General features: G+C 33.7%; 13 protein-coding genes and 1 tRNA gene. 7 read left to right on the top strand and 7 right to left on the bottom strand.

The window, feature by feature from the left end; translation table 11 throughout:
* Window positions 1-140: 140 nt before the first annotated feature.
* The gene (locus CSW08_RS07405; RefSeq protein ID WP_106659276.1) at window positions 141-626 is read right to left on the bottom strand and encodes a hypothetical protein; all 486 of its coding nucleotides are present in this window, start codon (window positions 624-626) and stop codon (window positions 141-143) included.
* A 161-nt stretch (window positions 627-787) separates the two neighbouring features.
* On the opposite strand from CSW08_RS07405, the gene mazG reads away from it, so the two are divergent.
* Genes mazG through CSW08_RS07390 form a run of 3 tightly spaced genes read left to right on the top strand, consistent with a single transcriptional unit; the run spans window position 788 to window position 3,129 of the window.
* Window positions 788-1,567, top strand: a complete 780-nt coding sequence (gene mazG, locus CSW08_RS07400; protein WP_106659275.1) for a nucleoside triphosphate pyrophosphohydrolase — start codon at window positions 788-790, stop codon at window positions 1,565-1,567.
* A gap of 2 nt (window positions 1,568-1,569) precedes the next feature.
* Window positions 1,570-2,127 (top strand): TlpA family protein disulfide reductase, encoded by a 558-nt coding sequence (locus CSW08_RS07395; protein WP_238987219.1) that lies wholly within the window; start codon window positions 1,570-1,572, stop codon window positions 2,125-2,127.
* Window positions 2,128-2,163: 36 nt separating this feature from the next.
* Complete coding sequence (locus CSW08_RS07390; protein ID WP_106659273.1) at window positions 2,164-3,129, top strand: D-2-hydroxyacid dehydrogenase; 966 nt, start codon at window positions 2,164-2,166, stop codon at window positions 3,127-3,129.
* On the opposite strand, the gene CSW08_RS07385 is transcribed toward CSW08_RS07390, so the two are convergent.
* The 6 genes from CSW08_RS07385 to CSW08_RS07360 form a co-directional block, all read right to left on the bottom strand.
* Window positions 3,130-3,813, bottom strand: a complete 684-nt coding sequence (locus CSW08_RS07385; protein WP_106659272.1) for a lycopene cyclase domain-containing protein — start codon at window positions 3,811-3,813, stop codon at window positions 3,130-3,132.
* Window positions 3,813-4,265, bottom strand: a complete 453-nt coding sequence (locus CSW08_RS07380; protein WP_106659271.1) for a sterol desaturase family protein — start codon at window positions 4,263-4,265, stop codon at window positions 3,813-3,815. The genes CSW08_RS07385 and CSW08_RS07380 overlap by 1 nt, the downstream gene beginning before the upstream one ends.
* A 13-nt stretch (window positions 4,266-4,278) precedes the next feature.
* Window positions 4,279-5,118, bottom strand: a complete 840-nt coding sequence (locus tag CSW08_RS07375) for a phytoene/squalene synthase family protein (protein ID WP_106659270.1) — start codon at window positions 5,116-5,118, stop codon at window positions 4,279-4,281.
* Window positions 5,119-5,152: 34 nt separating this feature from the next.
* Complete coding sequence (locus tag CSW08_RS07370) at window positions 5,153-6,616, bottom strand: phytoene desaturase family protein (protein WP_106659269.1); 1,464 nt, start codon at window positions 6,614-6,616, stop codon at window positions 5,153-5,155.
* 44 nt (window positions 6,617-6,660) lie between these two features.
* Entirely contained in the window at window positions 6,661-7,560 is a 900-nt protein-coding gene (locus tag CSW08_RS07365; protein ID WP_106659268.1) for a MerR family transcriptional regulator, read from the bottom strand.
* Window positions 7,561-7,636: 76 nt separating this feature from the next.
* A tRNA-Leu gene (locus CSW08_RS07360) sits at window positions 7,637-7,721 on the bottom strand.
* 245 nt (window positions 7,722-7,966) lie between these two features.
* On the opposite strand from CSW08_RS07360, the gene CSW08_RS07355 reads away from it, so the two are divergent.
* From CSW08_RS07355 to CSW08_RS07340, 4 genes are all read left to right on the top strand, one after another.
* Window positions 7,967-12,103 carry a hybrid sensor histidine kinase/response regulator transcription factor gene (locus CSW08_RS07355; protein ID WP_106659267.1) on the top strand — a complete coding sequence of 1,379 codons (4,137 nt, stop codon included), beginning with the start codon at window positions 7,967-7,969 and terminating at the stop codon, window positions 12,101-12,103.
* Between the two features lie 439 nt (window positions 12,104-12,542).
* Window positions 12,543-15,653, top strand: a complete 3,111-nt coding sequence (locus CSW08_RS07350; protein WP_106659266.1) for a SusC/RagA family TonB-linked outer membrane protein — start codon at window positions 12,543-12,545, stop codon at window positions 15,651-15,653.
* 10 nt (window positions 15,654-15,663) lie between these two features.
* Window positions 15,664-17,589 carry a RagB/SusD family nutrient uptake outer membrane protein gene (locus tag CSW08_RS07345; RefSeq protein WP_106659265.1) on the top strand — a complete coding sequence of 642 codons (1,926 nt, stop codon included), beginning with the start codon at window positions 15,664-15,666 and terminating at the stop codon, window positions 17,587-17,589.
* 183 nt (window positions 17,590-17,772) lie between these two features.
* Entirely contained in the window at window positions 17,773-18,651 is an 879-nt protein-coding gene (locus CSW08_RS07340) for an IS982 family transposase (RefSeq protein WP_106658080.1), read from the top strand.
* Window positions 18,652-18,665 lie beyond the last annotated feature (14 nt).

The raw sequence follows: 18,665 nt of genomic DNA, 5'->3' as shown, positions 1-18,665 counted from the left end.
GCTGACTCCAAATCTAATGCACCAGCAAAACAAACTTAAAATGAAAACCTATAAAACTAAATACAGCATCAAAAACGTTTTTGATGCTGTTTAATTAATCTATTTTTGTCTAATAACCTGTATCGATTTTTTAGGACTAGTCATAATATGTAGGTGGATTTTAAATTTTTCCAAATATTATCTAAAGTTTTCATGCTTTTTATATCAAACTTTGAATGATAAACTACAAGGTCATCGGTAAATTCGGATAAACTATCATATAGTTCATACGTAAAATGTGAAGTTTCAAAGTTATCTTTTGACATTATAATTCTGCAGTGTCCTAAAGTTCCTTTATAAATTATAGTAAGAAGGTTTATAAATGTAGTTGATAATGAATAATGAGAAGAAGAAGGAAAAGTAGAATGAAAAAATGAATAATCAGTATCTGCGTCATCATATAGAATTAGTCCTGTTCTAAAACCATAAGGACTGCCATCATCGATATTATCAGTTTCACACATTTTTTCGTATAGCTTTCCAACAGGATGTGTTTTGAGGTTTATAAAAGTTATGCCTTTATCTATGATATATTCATTTTCATGATGTTCCCAATCCAATAAATGAATAAGAATGGCGTATTTCATATGTGTAGTTTAAATTTCTAACTAACTATCCGGATAAAAAATGTTTCACGGTTTCTTTATCCGCAGTCAAACGAATTTAGTTGTTTTTTCCGATAAAATAAAGTTGTTTTTTAGATATAACAAAAATCATTAATAATTGTATTTTTACTGAAACACGTTTAATGAATACAAGAGAACATCAGCTAAAGGCCTTTGACCGTTTGTTAACTATTATGGATGAGTTGCGCGCGCAATGTCCGTGGGACAAAAAGCAAACCATGGAAACCTTACGTCATTTAACCATTGAAGAAACCTATGAACTTGGTGATGCCATTCTAGATAATGATTTAGAAGAAGTTAAAAAGGAATTGGGCGATGTTTTGCTGCATATTGTGTTTTATTCTAAAATAGGAAGTGAAACCAACAGTTTTGATATTGCCGATGTTTGTAATGGTATTTGCGAAAAATTAATAAGCAGACATCCGCACATTTATGGTGATGTAAAAGTTGAAAATGAAGAAGACGTAAAACGTAATTGGGAAAATTTAAAATTGAAGGAAGGCAAAAAAAGTGTTTTAGAAGGCGTTCCCAAAAGTCTTCCGGCCCTAGTAAAAGCGAATCGAATACAAGAAAAAGTAGCTGGTGTTGGTTTTGATTGGGAACAACCTGAGCAAGTTTGGGAAAAAGTTCAGGAAGAACTCAATGAATTTAAAGTTGAGGTAGAATTAGGTGATAAAAACGCCATGGAAAGTGAATTTGGCGATGTTTTGTTTTCGATGGTAAATTATGCCCGATTTTTAAAAATAAACCCGGAGAATGCCTTAGAACGCACCAATAAAAAGTTTTCAAAGCGTTTTCAGTATCTTGAGGAAAAAGCAAAAGCGATCAACAAGCCACTTAAAGATATGACCTTGGCTGAAATGGATGTATTTTGGGAAGAGGCTAAATATTCTGATAAATGATTATGACTAAAAGTAAAATAAAGAATATTATTTTTATAATAATCGTAGCCGTTTTAATTATTCCGCAGACACGAAAACCGATTCAAGTGCTGTTGCAAAAAGTAGTGTTGCTAGTAAACAAACCATCGATTGAAAGTAAAGAGACATCAATTAATTTAACAGATTACAACTGGAACTTAAGGGATGGAAATAATACTGATTATAATCTTCAACAAGCAAAAGGCAAAGTCATATTAATTAATTTTTGGGCAACTTGGTGTCCGCCGTGTATTGCCGAAATGCCCAGTTTGCAAAAACTTTATAATGATTATAGCGATAAAGTAGAATTTCTTTTTGTTACTAACGAAGCGTTAAGCGATATAACTCTTTTTTTAGAAAAGAAGCAATATACGTTTGAAGTGTATCGACCGGTAAGTAATTATCCAGCTATTTTCGATGTTACTTCCATTCCCAGAACGTTTTTAATTGATAAAGAAGGGAATATCATTATTGATGAAAGTGGCGCGACGAATTGGAATAGTAATACCATAAGAAGTACAATGGATAATTTATTGAAATAGATTTTCCATTATTTTAATCATATTAAAAAAAACACAATGAAAATGGTAGTTTTAGACGGGTTTACTTTAAATCCGGGTGATTTAACTTGGGAAAGTCTCAAACAATTTGGAAATTTAAAAATTTACGATCGTACCGATTTTAGTCCTAAAACGGTAATTAAAACTATTGGAGATGCCGAAGTAGTATTCACCAATAAAGTTCCCCTTCCCAAAGAGGTGCTCACACAAGTTCCTAACCTTAAATATATCGGAGTTTTGGCAACTGGCTATAACATTATAGATATGGAAACAGCCCATAAATTAAATATTTTGGTTACAAATGTACCTGATTATAGCACCAATTCTGTAGCACAGTTTACAATGGGTCTGTTGTTAGAAATGTGCCATCATATTGGTGATCATAACCAAGCTGTAAAGGACAGTGAATGGACGAAGTCATTGGATTTTTGTTTTTGGAACACACCGCTTATTGAACTTGCGGGAAAAACCATGGGCATTATTGGTTTTGGACGCATTGGCCAAGCCACAGCGAAAGTGGCACAGGCTTTTGGTTTGAATATTTTGGCATATAACAGAAGCAAAGATTTTTCATTGGAATCGGATACATGTCGGTATGTGGCATTGGATGAGTTGTTCATGAAATCTGATATTATAAGTTTGCATTGTCCCTTGACTGAAACCACAAAAGGTATAATTAATAAAAAACATATTTCCAAAATGAAGGATGGCGTGATGCTGATTAACACTTCCAGAGGCGGTTTAATTGTTGAAGAAGATTTAAAGGAAGCGCTTAACTCGGGAAAAGTAGCTGGCGCCGCGGTTGATGTGGTTTCAACTGAACCCATGCAAGAAAACAATCCGTTATTAAAAGCAAAAAACTGTATTATAACGCCCCATATTGCTTGGGCCACAAAGGAATCTAGAACTCGTTTGATGAATATCGTTATCGATAATTTAAAAGCATACCTAAATGGAGAACCTGTAAATGTTGTAAATAATTGATTAGCTATCTTTAACAAGTAATTTTACAACAAAAAGATTCAAAAGAATCAATGTAAACGCATAAACCGAATCTTCAATGGGAATCGTAAAAAGCCTTATGCCTAAATTCTCATCATTATTATACCAAACTACTTCATTTTCAATAAAACTACCGGTTAAAATGCCGTTCACAATAAAAAAAGGAATCAGCATTACAAGAAACGTGAGGTAATAGGATTGTAAAAGCATTATTTTTTTAATCAAAACAACAGTCAATAGTATTATCGCCAATAGAAAATTTATCAACGTGTACCATTTATCATAATTCAATACACTTATAATAATTAGTAAAGTTATTAGCACATAACTAATCATCTTGGTAGTAGATTCCGATAAAGCCATTTTTGGAAAATAGTATAGTAATGCATAATGCGTGAAAACACAGGCGTAAGGAATACAGATAAAAAATAGCCATTCTTCAAAAGGTAGACCAAAAAGTGTTGTGCCTAAAAAATAAGTGTCGTTAAATCCCCAAATGCCTTGTTTGGTAAAAAACACGTCCCAAGGAATAAAAATAAGCATGCTGATAAGGATTCCCAGTGCTAAAGGTTTCCAGTAGTTGTAAAATTTTAATTTGGGATGAAAACTAAATATAAAAGGAACAGAAACAGATACTAGATTTAATAACAGATATAAATAATCCATTACTTGCTTTTAAAATATTTAAAAGGAACGACGAGCATGCCGAAGCATTCGCCATCCTCTTTTCCTGTATGTTTGTGGTGCATTTTATGGGCTCGTCGAACACCTTTTGCATACCAATTATTGGCATCTCTCAATATCTTAAAACGCTGATGAATAAAAATATCGTGTACCATAAAATAGGATAATCCATAAGCAAATATGCCTAAACCAATGGGTAAGCCGGGCCAAAAACTAGTATATTTCCAAAGTAAAAAGAAACCAATGCTCACCACCGCATAAAAAATGAAAAAGGCATCGTTGCGTTCAAACCAACTATCGTGATCTTTTTTATGGTGGTCTTTGTGTAAACTCCATAAAAAACCATGCATGATGTATTTATGCGTAAACCAAGCCATAAATTCCATAAAGCAGTAGGTCCCTAAGAAAATAAGTATCCAGTATAGAGTTTGCATTTTTAATTTTAATTTACAATAAATTTAATTGATATTTCACATAACTACGCATTAAAAGGGCTACTTTTTTAGGATCGGAAACCCTAATTCTGGTGTTTTTAATTTGTAGGGCAGGTGTTTTTTTGAGTTTTTTTAATAATTGGCTGTAATATCTGTAGGCCATAAAAACACCAAATTTAGCTTCAATAGGTAGTTTTTTTATACCATTTAAGCCTTTTTCAAAATCTGCTTCAATATCGTTTATAATATATTGTTTGGAATTTTCATCTAAGTTATTTAAATCTGCTTTAGGGAAATAGCTTCTGTTCAAATCATCAAAATCAGCTTTTAAATCTCGTAAAAAATTAACTTTTTGAAATGCCGAACCCAAGGCCATCGCAGAATCTTTCAACTCATTATATTTTTCATCATCACCATTTACAAATACTTTTAAGCACATTAAACCAACAACATCGGCAGAACCATAAATGTACGTTTTAAATTCTTCTTCAGTCAAGTATTTGGATTTATGCAAATCCAATCGCATACTATTCATAAACGCATCTACCAAATCTTTATCAATATTATATTTATGATACGTGTACTGAAAGGAATTTAAAATAGGGTTTAAACTAATCTTATTTTTAAGTGCCAGTTCTAAATCGTTAGAAAAATTGTTGAAGAGTTCTTTTTTATCATAATCATGAAAAGAATCTACTATTTCATCTGCAAACCGCACAAAGCCATATATGTTATAAATGTCACTTCTAATGGGTTTGTATAACATTTTAGTAGCCAATGAAAACGAGGTACTGTAGGTTTTAGCTACCAACTTGCTACAGTCAAAAGAAACGGTGTCGAATAATGCTTTCATCTGTTTATTGGATTGGTTTAGAGGTCATAAGAACTTAACTATTGTGTTTTAAAACTAAATCCGCTACTAATTTTCCAGAAATCAGTGATGGAGGGACACCTGGGCCAGGCACCGTTAACTGACCTGTAAAATAAAGATTTTCAACCTTTTTGCTTTTTAATTTTGGTCTTAAAAAAGCTGTCTGCGTCAATGTATTTGCCATGCCGTAGGCATTTCCTTTATAAGAATTATAGTCTTTAATAAAGTCATTAATACAAAAGGATTCTTTAAATATAATATGATTTTTTATTTTTTGCGATGTTAAAGTCTCAAAACGTGTCATGATTTTTTCGAAATAAATGTCTCTAAGTTCTGGCGTGTCTTTTAAACCTGGAGCCAAGGGAATTAAAAAAATGCCAGCTTCTTTGCCTTCTGGAGCTGTATAGGCATCAGTTTTACTAGGGAAACTTGCATAAAATAATGGGTTTTCAGGCCATTTGGGGTCATCATAAATAGCTTCGGCATGTACATCAAAATCGACATCAAAAAATAGGGTGTGATGATTTACGTTGATTAATTTTTTATCAAAGCCAACATAAAAAAGTAGGGAAGAAGGGGCAAATGTTTTTTTCTCCCAATAGTGTTCAGAGTATTGCCTGTAAATTTTATCTAAAAGTGTTTCTGAATGATGATAATCGGCTCCACTAACAACAATATCTGAATTATAAGTTTTTCCGTTAGAAATAATTCCTGTCGATTTACCATTTTCAACAATGATTTTTTCAACAGAAGCATTTGTATTAATGGTTACACCCAATTCTCTAGCTAAACTTTCTAAAGCTAAAATGACTTGGTACATCCCTTTTTTTGGATGAAATGTGCCAAGTCCGAAATCGGCATAATTCATGAAACTATAAAAAGATGGGGTGTCGCTAGGTTTTGCTCCTAAAAAAAGCACAGGAAATTCAAGAATTTTAATGAGTTTGTCATTTTTAAATTCTTTTCGAACATCTTTTTTAATGTTACTAAAAAATTGATTTAACTTTTTAATAGTTGTAGATGTAACCAATTCTAAAGGAGAGACACCTGGGTTATAAACTAAATCTTTAATAGCAATGTCATAATTGCTTTTAGCTTTTTCAATAAACGTATTCAATTTTTTGGCACTTCCTTTTTCTTCTTTTTCAAAGGCAAGTGCTATTTTTTCTAGAGTATCTTCAATAGTGATGTAATCATCTTTTCCAAAGTAAACACTGTAAGCGGGGTTCAGCTTTTCTAGAGTGTAATAGTTGGAGGGTGATTTATCAAAATCGGCAAAAAAACGTTCAAAAACGTCTGGCATCCAATACCATGTAGGGCCAATATCAAACGTAAAGCCCTCTTTAATCAGTTGTCTGGCGCGACCACCAATGGTTTGATTTTTCTCAAATATGGTAACGTTGTAGTCATATTTGGCTAAATAACATGAGGCTGCCAAAGAAGAAAATCCGGAGCCAATAATAATAACTGATTTTTTCATATTGTTAAACAAATATACAAAAAAGTTAAACAAATATTATTTATTTACAAATCTTTAACTAAATTTTCTATGGAATTAAATGTAACGATTTTTTTAGGAAGTAAGGGAATATCAATACTAGCTAACTTGGTGCCCAAAAGCAAGAGCCTCGTGTTTTCTTTTTTCAGAAGCAGTTCGCTAAATTTATTTGTGTAGGGGAGGATATCTTGAGTGTCTGGATATACCGTAAAATAAGATATGAAGGTGACATCATCAAAAAATTCAAGCAAGTCTTTTAAACTTTCCATGGGTACACTTTCGCCCAAAAATATAGTGTGATATCCTTTGGTTCGTAATTTGTAATTTATAAATAGCAATCCGATATCATGAATTTCATTATCTGGTAAAAACAGTACGAATGTTTTAGATACAGGTTTAGGTTCAAGACTTTGAAGTCTTTCAATGTTAATTAATATTTTTTGTTTTATATGAACGGATAAAAAATGTTCATGCGCTGGTGTTATGGTGTTGGTTTGCCATAATAAGCCAATCTCATTTAATAAAGGAAGAAACACATTATAAAATATATCACTAAATGTTTTCTTTTCAATAAGGGTATTGTAAGTGTTGTAAAACAGTACTTGATCAAAATTTATCATTGCCATTTTAAAGGCGTTGATGGCGTGGTTTTCAATTTTTGCCCTAGAGGCTATCTCTCTAACTTTAGCAGGAATTTCATCTTCTGTTAGATTTGCAATCTTGGAAATTTTTATACCATTATTGTTTAAGTACGAAATGTTTAATAGTTTTTGAAAACTGGCTAAACTGTAATTTCTAATATTTGTATCAGTTCTATTAGGACTCAATAAATTATAGCGTTTTTCCCAAATTCTGATGGTATGTGCTTTGATACCTGTTAAGTTTTCTAAATCTTTTATGCTAAAATTTATCTGAATATTGTTCATTGATACCTAATAAAAGTTGAACAATATTAATTAAAATATAATTAAGATAAAAATTTTAATATTTGAATTTTGAAAGTGCGCACGAGAAGACTCGAACTTCCACATCCTAAACGGATACCAGCCCCTCAAGCTGACGCGTCTACCAATTCCGCCACGTGCGCATTATGAATGCGGCAAAAATAGAAAAAGTTAATTAATTAGGCTTGGTTTTTTATTATTACCTCACAAGACTAATTATTATCAACCATAATATGACTTTTGTCAAGAGTTAAAATAGAGTAAATTATCTATATTTATGGTATGTTTGTAATATTAAAAAAACACCATTTTAATTGTCCGTTAGGGATATGCAATAATAGAATTATGTCCATACAAACTAATTAAAAGTTAGATTTATAATAGTTATATGATTTCAATATTTAATATAAAACCCTTAACGTTAAGGCTGTTGTTATTGGCTTTCTTGGTTTCCTGTGCAAATATTCAATCACAATCGCAACATACTTCATTTATTCCTGTTGCTCCTGAGGAACTGTCGAATTCATTTGTTAGATGTTTCTTTAAAGACAGTAAGGGGTATATGTGGTTTGGTACAAGCGATGGGTTAATTCGTTATGATGGAATTAATACGTATCGCTATGTGCATGACCCCATAGACAATACAACCATAACCAATAATAGTATTAATGCCATTATAGAGGATTCAAATCATAAACTATGGATAGGAACTGCTCAAGGACTTAGTAATTATAACAGGGAAACGGATAATTTTACGAATGTTGATTCAATTCCTGGTAACAAAAACCACTTAAATAACATTTATATTACAGCGTTGTCATTTGATGATCAAGGCAAGCTATGGATAGGTACCCATGGAGGTGGAGTTAATATTTACGATATATCCAATTTAACCTTCTCTTATCTCAGCGGATTTAACACAAACAGTAGTCCCTTGGTTAAAGATTATATTTCCAAATTACTACTTATTGATAATAACATGTGGTGTGGCACTAAGGGAGGGCTTAAAGTTTTTAATACAACGACTACAAAGCCTGCATCTTTGAAATTTACAGATGAAGGCTTACCAGTGGACGAAATTACCGAATTGATTCTAGATGATTTTACTAATATTTTATTTTCCACTTCAAATGGTGAAATATCTAAAGTGATAAATACTGATGGCTATTATTCATTTAAAAATATCGTTTCGAAGCATTCTAAAAATGGTTTAGGTGTAAGTGGTATTTTAGCATTAACAGCCGATAGTAAAGGTAACCTTTGGATGGGAGGAGAAAATTCTAAACTAATTTATTTTGATACCAAAAACAACAAAATTACCTATTTTGGTAATGAAAGTGGAAATCCTAAAAGATTGCCTACCAACTCGATACGATCTGTTTATGTTGACGATGATGGACTTACTTGGATTGGAACATTTAACAAAGGTGTTTATTTAATTGATAACAATGCTGGTAAATTTGATTCTTATCAATTGGGGGACTTTAAGGCAAGTGAACTTGATGGCAAGGACATAAGGGAATTTGTTGAGGATAAAAATGGGGATGTATGGATTGCATGTGATGGTATTGGGCTTATAAGATGGGATTCAGAAACAAATGAGTTAAAGCGTTTCGATGAAATTAATAGGCATTTTGATGCCAAATTTATTACAGCAATGACTTTTGACCGCCAAGGTAATATTTGGGTATCCTCGTGGGCTGATGGCGTTTATAAAATTAATCTAAACACTAATAGAGCTGTTAAGTATACATTGCAGTCAGGAGGATTTGGTGATAATAAGGCATTTTTTTTATATGTAGATAAAAAGGGAACCATTTGGGCTGGAAGCAATGGAAGTGGGTTATTTTATTTTGATGAAAAAAAACAGCACTTTGTTGTTCTTTGTGAAGATAATAAGCCTAATTACATTTCAAAAACCTCGTATGTGAGTGCCATGGTAGAGGATTATGAGGGAGGGTTATGGATAGGTACCATGTATGGTTTGTATAAGTTAACAAGGAATGAGGATGAATCCTTTAATTACAAATTGTATAGACAAGATATAGAGCATGGTGGTTTTAGTAGCAATAATATTCAGGACATTTATCAAGACGCTCATGAGAATTTATGGTTTGGAACAACTGACAATGGTATAGTATTAAAACCAAGGCAAAGCAATGAATTCAAAACCTTTCAAAAAAAAGATGGGTTATCAAGTAACACTATCAGATCCATATTAATGGATTCAATAGGCAACATGTGGATTAGTGGAAATAAGGGCTTGTCTAAATTGGATCTTAGCACTAATACGTTTACCAATTATGATAAATTAGATGGTTTAGCATCAAACAATTTTAATAATAGTGCAAGTATTACCACCAGCAAGGGTAAACTGTTTTTTGGAAGCAATAATGGGTTTAATACATTCTTCCCAGATAGTATCCAAAGTCAATTAGGAAAACCAATAGTATATTTAACAGATTTAAAAATTAACAATCAATCCATGAGTATTACTGCTTCTGGGTCGCCTCTAAATAAACATATAAGTCTTACGTCCAATATAGAGCTTAATTATGATCAACGCTCCTTTACTGTCGATTTTGTTGCCATTACTTATGGTAAAAACTCTCCTTATGCATACTGTTATATGTTGGAAGGATTCGACAAAGATTGGAATTGTATAGGCTCTGGCCATTCAGCTACTTACACTAATATAGACCCAGGGAACTATGTGTTTTTGGTTAAAGCATCGAATTCCGATGGCCAATGGACTAATACTGCTGAGCCCTTAAATATTGTAATAAAGCAAATATGGTGGAAAACATGGTGGGCTATCCTTGTATATGTGATTTTTATAGCGGCGGTTATCTTTTTCCTCTTTAGGATACGTATGGAGCGTATTCGTATGAAAAGCCAATTGGTTATGGAGCGTTTAGCTCGTGAACGAGAGCATCAACTAAGTGAGTCGAAAACGCAATTTTTCACAAATATTTCCCATGAGTTTAGAACTCCTTTAAGTCTTATTGCCATGCCTTTGGAAAGCCTAAGCGCCATGGAGGAATTACCGTTTAATGTGAAAGAAAGAATAGGGGCCATTCAAGCTAGTTCTAACAAAATGTTGCGTTTGGTCAATGAATTGATGGATTTTAATAAGCTTGAAAACGCCAAATTAAAACTTCAAGTTCAGCATGGTGAATTAGTTAGGTTTATTACAGGCATTGCAGATTCATTTAATGATATTTCCAAAAAAAGAAACATCCATTTTGGTATCCACAGTATGGTTGGGGCTCTTAATGGATGGTTCGATCATGATAAACTCGATAAAATATTGGTAAACATTCTTTCAAATGCGTTTAAGTTTACTTCAGACAAGGGTCAAATAAACATCATCATTAATTCTAAAGAGGCTATCGTTGGCGAACAACAGGTAGAGTCACGATGCTTGGAGCTAAGTATTGTGGACAATGGTATAGGTATACCAGAAAATGAATTGCCTTTTATTTTTGATAAATTTTACCAAGCTAAGTCTTCGCCAGCAATTGCTAATTCTGGTACTGGTATCGGACTTTCTTTAACGAAAGGACTTGTAGAGTTGCATCATGGGCATATAAAAGTAGAAAGTAAACCTAATCAAGAAACGCTATTTGTGATATTGATTCCTATTGATAAGGAAATATATTCTGCCGATAATATTTGTGAAATTTCAGAGTGTATAGATACTGCACCAGAATCCATGAATCATATAGAAGCGTTTAATTATGATTTAGATGAGGAAGAGAATAATGACAAGCCCCATATACTCATTGTGGAGGATAATGACGAGTTGCGAAAGTATTTAGCACTCGAGTTAAGGCATCAGTTCCATGTTATTGAAGCAAGAAATGGGCAAGAAGGATTGGAAATGGCTTTAGAAACTAGTCCCGATTTAATTATTAGTGATATTTTAATGCCAATTAAAAATGGCATTGAACTTTGTAACGACATAAAAACGAACTTAAAAACCAGTCATATTCCTTTTATTCTTCTAACTGCAAGAACTACAGTTGATGATCAGATTACAGGAATTGAAACAGGAGCCGATGTTTATATTACCAAGCCTTTTAGCATTCGTTTTTTAATGGTCCAGGTAAACCAAATCATTGAATCCCGTCAAAAATTATATTCCCAGTTTAGTAAGGACGTTTATTTGCTTCCAAATAAAGTGGCACAGAACGGAATTGATCAAGAATTTCTTCAAAAAGCCATTGACTATATTATCGAGAACATACAAAATCCTCAATTGGGAGTTAATTCCATTGCCGATCTTTTTAATTTGAGCCGTATGCAGGTTTATAGAAAGATTAAGGCTCTTACAGGCAAATCCGTTGTTAATTTTATAAGAATGGTTAGAATTAAGCAAGCTTTGAAGCTTATGGATACTCAAAAATATGCACTTGCTGAAATAGCCTATCTAACAGGTTTTAATTCAGCCTCTTATTTCACCACTTCTTTTAAAGAGGAATATGGAAAAGCGCCATCTGAATATTTAGAACAAAATATTTAATATCAGCAGGTCAAAACACGGTTTATTTAAATTTTATTTATGCTAGTGTTTACGTAAAATAAAGAATCATCTTCTCAATAGATTCGACCTATAAAAAGCAACTTCATCTTATTTTTTAATAAAAAGGATATAGTATTAATACTAATAATGTATTAATAAATAGCTTATTGTATTAAATCATCACTAGTGTTTTAAATTTTAAAGAGAATGTTCATTTATTGATAACCCAAATCAATGTTATATATGATATTTGGTAGTCTGTGTTTCAGATTTCATTATTCTTATGAAACTCTCGCAGTTACGAGTTTTCAAGGGGTTTGTAAAATAATTGTAAGTACAACTAAATTCTTAAATGGTACAATTTTTTCAACTTTCTAGATACTCGTTATAGTATTAAAATTTTAACTAAACTTTATTAACATTAACTAAATTTTATTTTATGCAAAATGTAATTTTACTATTTAATTCTAGGAGAGGTCGTCCTTGGTTTCTCAAAATTATTTGTTCAACAATCATATTTTTCTCTATGGTTGTTAACGCCAATGCACAAAAAACCGTAAGTGGTACGGTGACTGATGAATCAGGTGTACCTATGCTTGGTGTGAATGTGATTGTGAAGGGTACCACTACGGGTACAAACACAGATTTCGATGGAAATTACTCCCTCAATGTCTCTGGTAGTAATGCTGTATTAGTGTTTTCCTATCTTGGTTTTGTAACCAAAGAATTGACTGTTGGAGCACAATCTGTAATTAATGTTACTTTAGACCAAGATATTGCGGCGCTTAGCGAGGTGGTTGTCATTGGTTATGGTACACAAAGAAGAGAGTCAGTTACAGGCTCGGTTGTTTCTATTAAAGGAGAAGAATTGGGAGAAGTCCAAGCGGCCAACTTCCAACAAGCACTTCAAGGCCGTGCTGCGGGTGTTCAAATATCAACAACTAATTCCAGACCTGGAGCTGCTCCACAAATCCAAATTCGTGGTGTACGTTCATTATCGGCAAATAATGATCCTTTAATTGTTCTGAATGGTATTCCTTTTTCTGGAGGACTTAGTGATATCAACATGAATGATATTGAAAGTTTAGACATTTTAAAAGATGCGTCAGCTACAGCTATTTATGGTTCTAGAGGTGCCAATGGCGTTATTTTAATAACAACAAAATCTGGTAAACAAGGCCAAAAAGCAAGATTCTCATATAACACGTATTATGCAACCAAAGAGGTATTTGCTAAATACCCGATGATGAATGGCCCACAAACTTTAGCGTTACGTGAAGCAACTGCTCTTTTTAGAGGTTCTCCTATTTATGATACAGGAGGCGATGAAGACCCTAATGTTGATACTGATTGGCAAGATTTATTTTATGGTCCTGGATTTCAAACCAGTCATGATATAAGTGTGCAAGGTGGTACTCAAGGTGGTGCTTATAATATGGGTATGGGTTATTTTAAAGAAACGTCGGTTGTGCCTGGTGAATATTTTGAAAGATATTCTTTGCGCGCACAGATTGATCAGGAAATAGGAGCGTTTCGCTTTGGTTTAAACTCTGTAATGAACTTTAATAAAGCTAGCGGTATTTCTGGTGTTGGAGGTGTACTAGGATCATCACCCCTTCTTAATCCATACAACCCTGATGGTTCAATAAAACAGCGTTATCAAACACAGGCAGATGACCTTTGGATTCCTACAAGAGATGTAGTAAATAATGTTGGATTATCACGAGTTAACGAACAGTTGGATTTTGGTACTTACAATAACATATATGGTGAGGTTAAAATACCAGGCGTTGAGGGTTTAAAATACCGAATTAATATTGGTTTGAATTTGCGAGTATCTAGGGATGGTAACTTTACAGGCGTGGGGGTGTTTAATTATAACGAGTCCAATCCATCTTCTGCAAGTTATAATAGTTCTATTTCACAAGATTATGTTATTGAAAACCAAATACTTTATGACAGAACATTTGCAGATAAACATAAAGTGAATTTTGTTGGTCTATTTTCGGCTCAGAATTCAAAATTTGATAATGTAGGTTTGAGTATTAGAAATGTTCCAAATGAGCAATTCTTGTTTTACAACATAGATGCTGCTTTAGCGGAAGATATTACTGGTTATGGAACTAATTTAACCGAAACTGGTTTACTATCATACATGGCTAGAGCCATGTACCAATTTGACAACCGTTACCTAATTACAGCTACAGTTAGATCTGACGGATCTTCTAGATTGGCAGAAGGATACAAATGGGTGACTTACCCTGCGGTATCTGTAGGTTGGAATGTACATAACGAATCCTTTATGCAGAATGTTGGGTTTATAGACCAATTAAAATTACGTGTAGGTTATGGAGAAACGTCTAACCAAGCTATTGGTGCTTACTCTACCCAAGGAAGATTACAACCAAGAAATTATAACTTTGGTAGTACTTTTGCAACTGGTTATTATGTTAGTACCTTACCAAATCCTACATTAGGATGGGAGTTTTCAGAAACTTACAATTATGGTATAGATTTTGGAATGTTCAAAAACAGACTTTCTGGTACTGTTGAATATTATATTACAAAGACAAATGATATTCTGTACGGTCTTGGTCTACCTGTAACATCTGGTGTAAATAACGTTACAAGTAATATTGGTGCAACAGAAAATAAAGGTCTTGAAATAGCCCTTAATGGAATTATTATTGATAATCCAGATGGTTTAACTTGGGAAGCAGGGCTTAATCTGTATACCAACAGGAATAAAATTACGGCATTAGCTTCTGGAGAATTAGAAAATGTTGGTAACAATTGGTTTGTTGGCTCGCCTATCAATGTGATTTATGACCAAAAGAAAATTGGACTTTGGAACGAAACAGATCCAGATTTCCAATACCTACAACAATATGAACCAGGAGGTAATGCGGGAATGATTAAAGTACAATATACAGGTGATTTTAATCCGGATGGATCTCCAACTAGACCAATAAATGCAGATGATAGAATCATACAAGATCCTACACCTGATTTTCAAGGAGGTTTCAATACCCGCTTGGCTTATAAAAATTTCGACTTAAGTATGGTAGGTACCTTTAAAAGTGGGGGTATCGTAATTAGTACACTATATAGTGGTCAAGGGTATCTTAACTTGCTTACTGGTAGAAGAAATAATGTTGATGTAGATTATTGGACACCAACCAACACAGGTGCAAAATATCCAGCACCAGGTGGAATACAAAGTGGTGATAACCAAAAATATGCTAGTACTTTAGGGTATTTTGATGGGTCTTATCTTAAAGTTCGTACCATAACCTTTGGGTATAACTTTGATCAAGATATTCTAAGTAAAATTGGTTTAGAAAGGCTTCGTTTATATGCTACCGTTCAAAATCCATTTGTATTGTTTTCACCGTTCCATGATGAATCTGGTATGGATCCAGAAACAAACTCTTTAGGAGGTCAAAATGCTGCCGTTGGTGGAGGTCCTTATTCTCAAAGTATTCCGACGATTGGTGCTAACACACCAAGCACACGTAACTATATGATAGGGTTAAACTTAACATTCTAAAAAAAAAATTATGAAAAATAGATTTAAAATTAAATTTATTGCCACGGTATTAATTGCTGTGTCATTATTAATGGGTTCCTGTACGAAGGATATCCTGCAGGAAGCGCCAAGAAGTTCTTTTACCCCAGACTTTTTCAAGACTGAATTGGGTGTTCAAGGAGGGATTACATACTTATATTCACAATTAAGGTATGTATACGGTCAACCGTATTATTACAATTCCCTTGAAACAGGTACTGATGAGTACACCTATGGACAAAGTGCTGATGGAAACTTTAAGGATAGTGATTTATCTGGCGTAGGTCAAATCTCGTCAACAAGTTTCCCAAGTAGTATTCCTTGGAATACGGCTTTTCCGGCCATTAACACCGCAAGTGGTATCATTGAAAATGCCGCTGCAGTTGGACTTAGTGATGCTTTAATTGCAGAAGCTAGATTTTTCCGTGCTTTCAATTACTTTTTGTTAGTACAAACTTATGGTGGAGTACCATTGGATTTGGGTGCTGGTAACTTACAATTTAATACATCGGCAGTAAGAACTTCAGTGCGAAACACAGTACCAGAGGTTTATACTATAGGTGTATTTCCTGATTTAGTTGAGGCAGTAAATGATTTACCAGTTAGTGCCCGTTTAACAGGAACGGTAACTAAAAATGTTGCTCGATTGTTTTTAGCTAAAGCCTATTTAACGTATGGCTGGTGGTTGCAAAATCCAAACAATATTCCAACCTATCCAGAGTCTCCAAGAACAGACCCTGATGGGCATGATGCTGCTTATTATTTTCAACAAGCCTATAATGTAGCAACTGCTGGAATTGATAATCCTGGTGATTATAGATTATTGAATTATTTTTACGATGTTCATGAAGGATCTAATGATCGCCATGCTGAAATGATGTTGTATGCAGATCATACAGAAGCAAGTGAGCAGTACAATGGCGCAAGTCTAAGTTGGTCTGGTGCAGGTGGTGCGGATAATGCAGCGGTTTGGATGGTAACATCTAATTACACTCGTATAAGTGTTAGTGGGAAAGCTGCTGTACAACGTGAAGCTTCTCAAAGTTTGGGTCGTCCATGGACACGTATGGCACCAACTATTAATGTATTTGAAGAAACGTTTGATGAGAAAGATTTAGATTCTCGTTACGATGGTACATTTGTAACTAGTTATAGAGCAAACTGGAATAAATCAGGAGATAATACGCCTTCGATATCAGGTGCTAATGGTTTACCAATATTTCCTGGTGATAAAGTGGTTTCATACTTAGACGAATACAATCCAGCCGTAGTTTATGGTAATGGAGCTGGTATTGGTGCAGGTGTATTGCCAGGAAGAGCAGATTATGTTATTAACACAAATGAAATTAACAGAAAAAACTATCCTGGGTTATGGAAATTAGGAACCTATCGTACGGATAATGCAGGTGGATTAGGGCAGCCAAATGGAGCGGTGACACGGCCTTTCCCAATTGCTAAATTCTCTGAATTTTACTTTATAGCTGCTGAAGCTGCTGTAAAAGGAGCTACACCGGCAGGAGGAAAAAGTGCTCGTGAATTAATCAATGTGATTCGTGCCCGTGCAGGTAAGTGGCGTTTTGATAATGGTGAGCAAGCTGTGCGTATGGAAGATAACAGTGCGGCTATGGTATTAGCGACTCCTGCGATTATTGATATTGACTATATCCTAGCAGAACGTTCTCGTGAATACTTTGGAGAAGGCTACAGATGGTTAGATTTAGTTCGTACTCAAAAATGGGCTGAACTGGCATCCAGCTATGAAATAGCAGGTAATAATGACACCGACCATACACCAGTGTTAGTGAATAGAACCATTGAGAAGTTTCATTATATAAGACCAATACCACAAGGTCAATTAGATAATATGGATATGACAGATGCAGAAAGAGCTGCATTCCAAAATCCTGGGTATAATTAACTAAATTAAGTTAATAGGTATTATTTGTAAAATAAGGGTTACACAATATTGTGTGACCCTTATTTTTTAACACCCTTTTTTAAATTCATTATTTTATAACCCGTTGTGCATTATGATTTAAAAGAAAAAAGTTGTCCATATTACTGATAATCAGTAAATTGTTTTAGCGATAAAACATTAATTATGAACAACTTAAATGCAAATTACGAAAGAATATTGGAAGTATTACAAAAAATATCAAAAGAACAACTTTTGGACTATCAAAGACGTCGACCGAAGCTGAGTGATTTGGAACTGATTTGTTTAAGCTTAACAGCTGAATTTATGGGAATAGATAGTGAGAATGATTTATTTAGAAAGCTCCCTGTCATTATTGCCTCAAAAATAGACAGGAGCGTCTACAATCGAAGAAGACGGAAATTAGTAGGTTACATGGATGATATCCGATTAAGATTAGCCTCTCATTTTAATGAATTTGAAGATTATTTTATAGTGGACAGTATGCCTTTAGAGGTTTGTAAATTATCACGAAGTTCCCGTTCGAGAGTCTGTAAAGAGGATGCCTATGCTTTTCCTGACAAAGGCTATTGTGCCTCCCAAGGTTCCAATTATTATGGTTATAAGCTGCACGCCGTCTGTTCTATTAAAGGTGTTTTTCAAAGTGTCGATTTGAGCCCTGCATCGGTACACGATGTCAATTACCTTAAGGACATTAAAGCACAAATGGGCGATTGCACTTTAATTGGAGATAGAGGGTATCTATCAGCAGAAATACAGCTCAATTTGTTTGAAACCTGTAACATAAAGCTAAATACACCTATGAGAAGCAATCAAAAAGATTATAAAAAACAACCTTACATTTTCAGAAAAAAGAGAAAAAGAATAGAGACATTGTTCTCACAATTATGTGACCAATTTATGATAAGACGTAATTATGCCAAGTCTTTTCGAGGATTTAAGACTAGGATCCTATCTAAAATAGCGGCCCTTACAACAATTCAATATATCAATAAGTTTATTTTTGATAGAAACATCAACAATATTAAAATTAGCATTATTTAAAATGCACAACGAGT

Origin of the sequence: Confluentibacter flavum (genome assembly GCF_002843175.1) — a bacterium.
Taxonomy (GTDB): Bacteria; Bacteroidota; Bacteroidia; order Flavobacteriales; family Flavobacteriaceae; genus Confluentibacter; species Confluentibacter flavum.
Note: the sequence above shows the minus strand (reverse complement) of the source record. Positions and strands in the feature narration are given on the sequence as shown.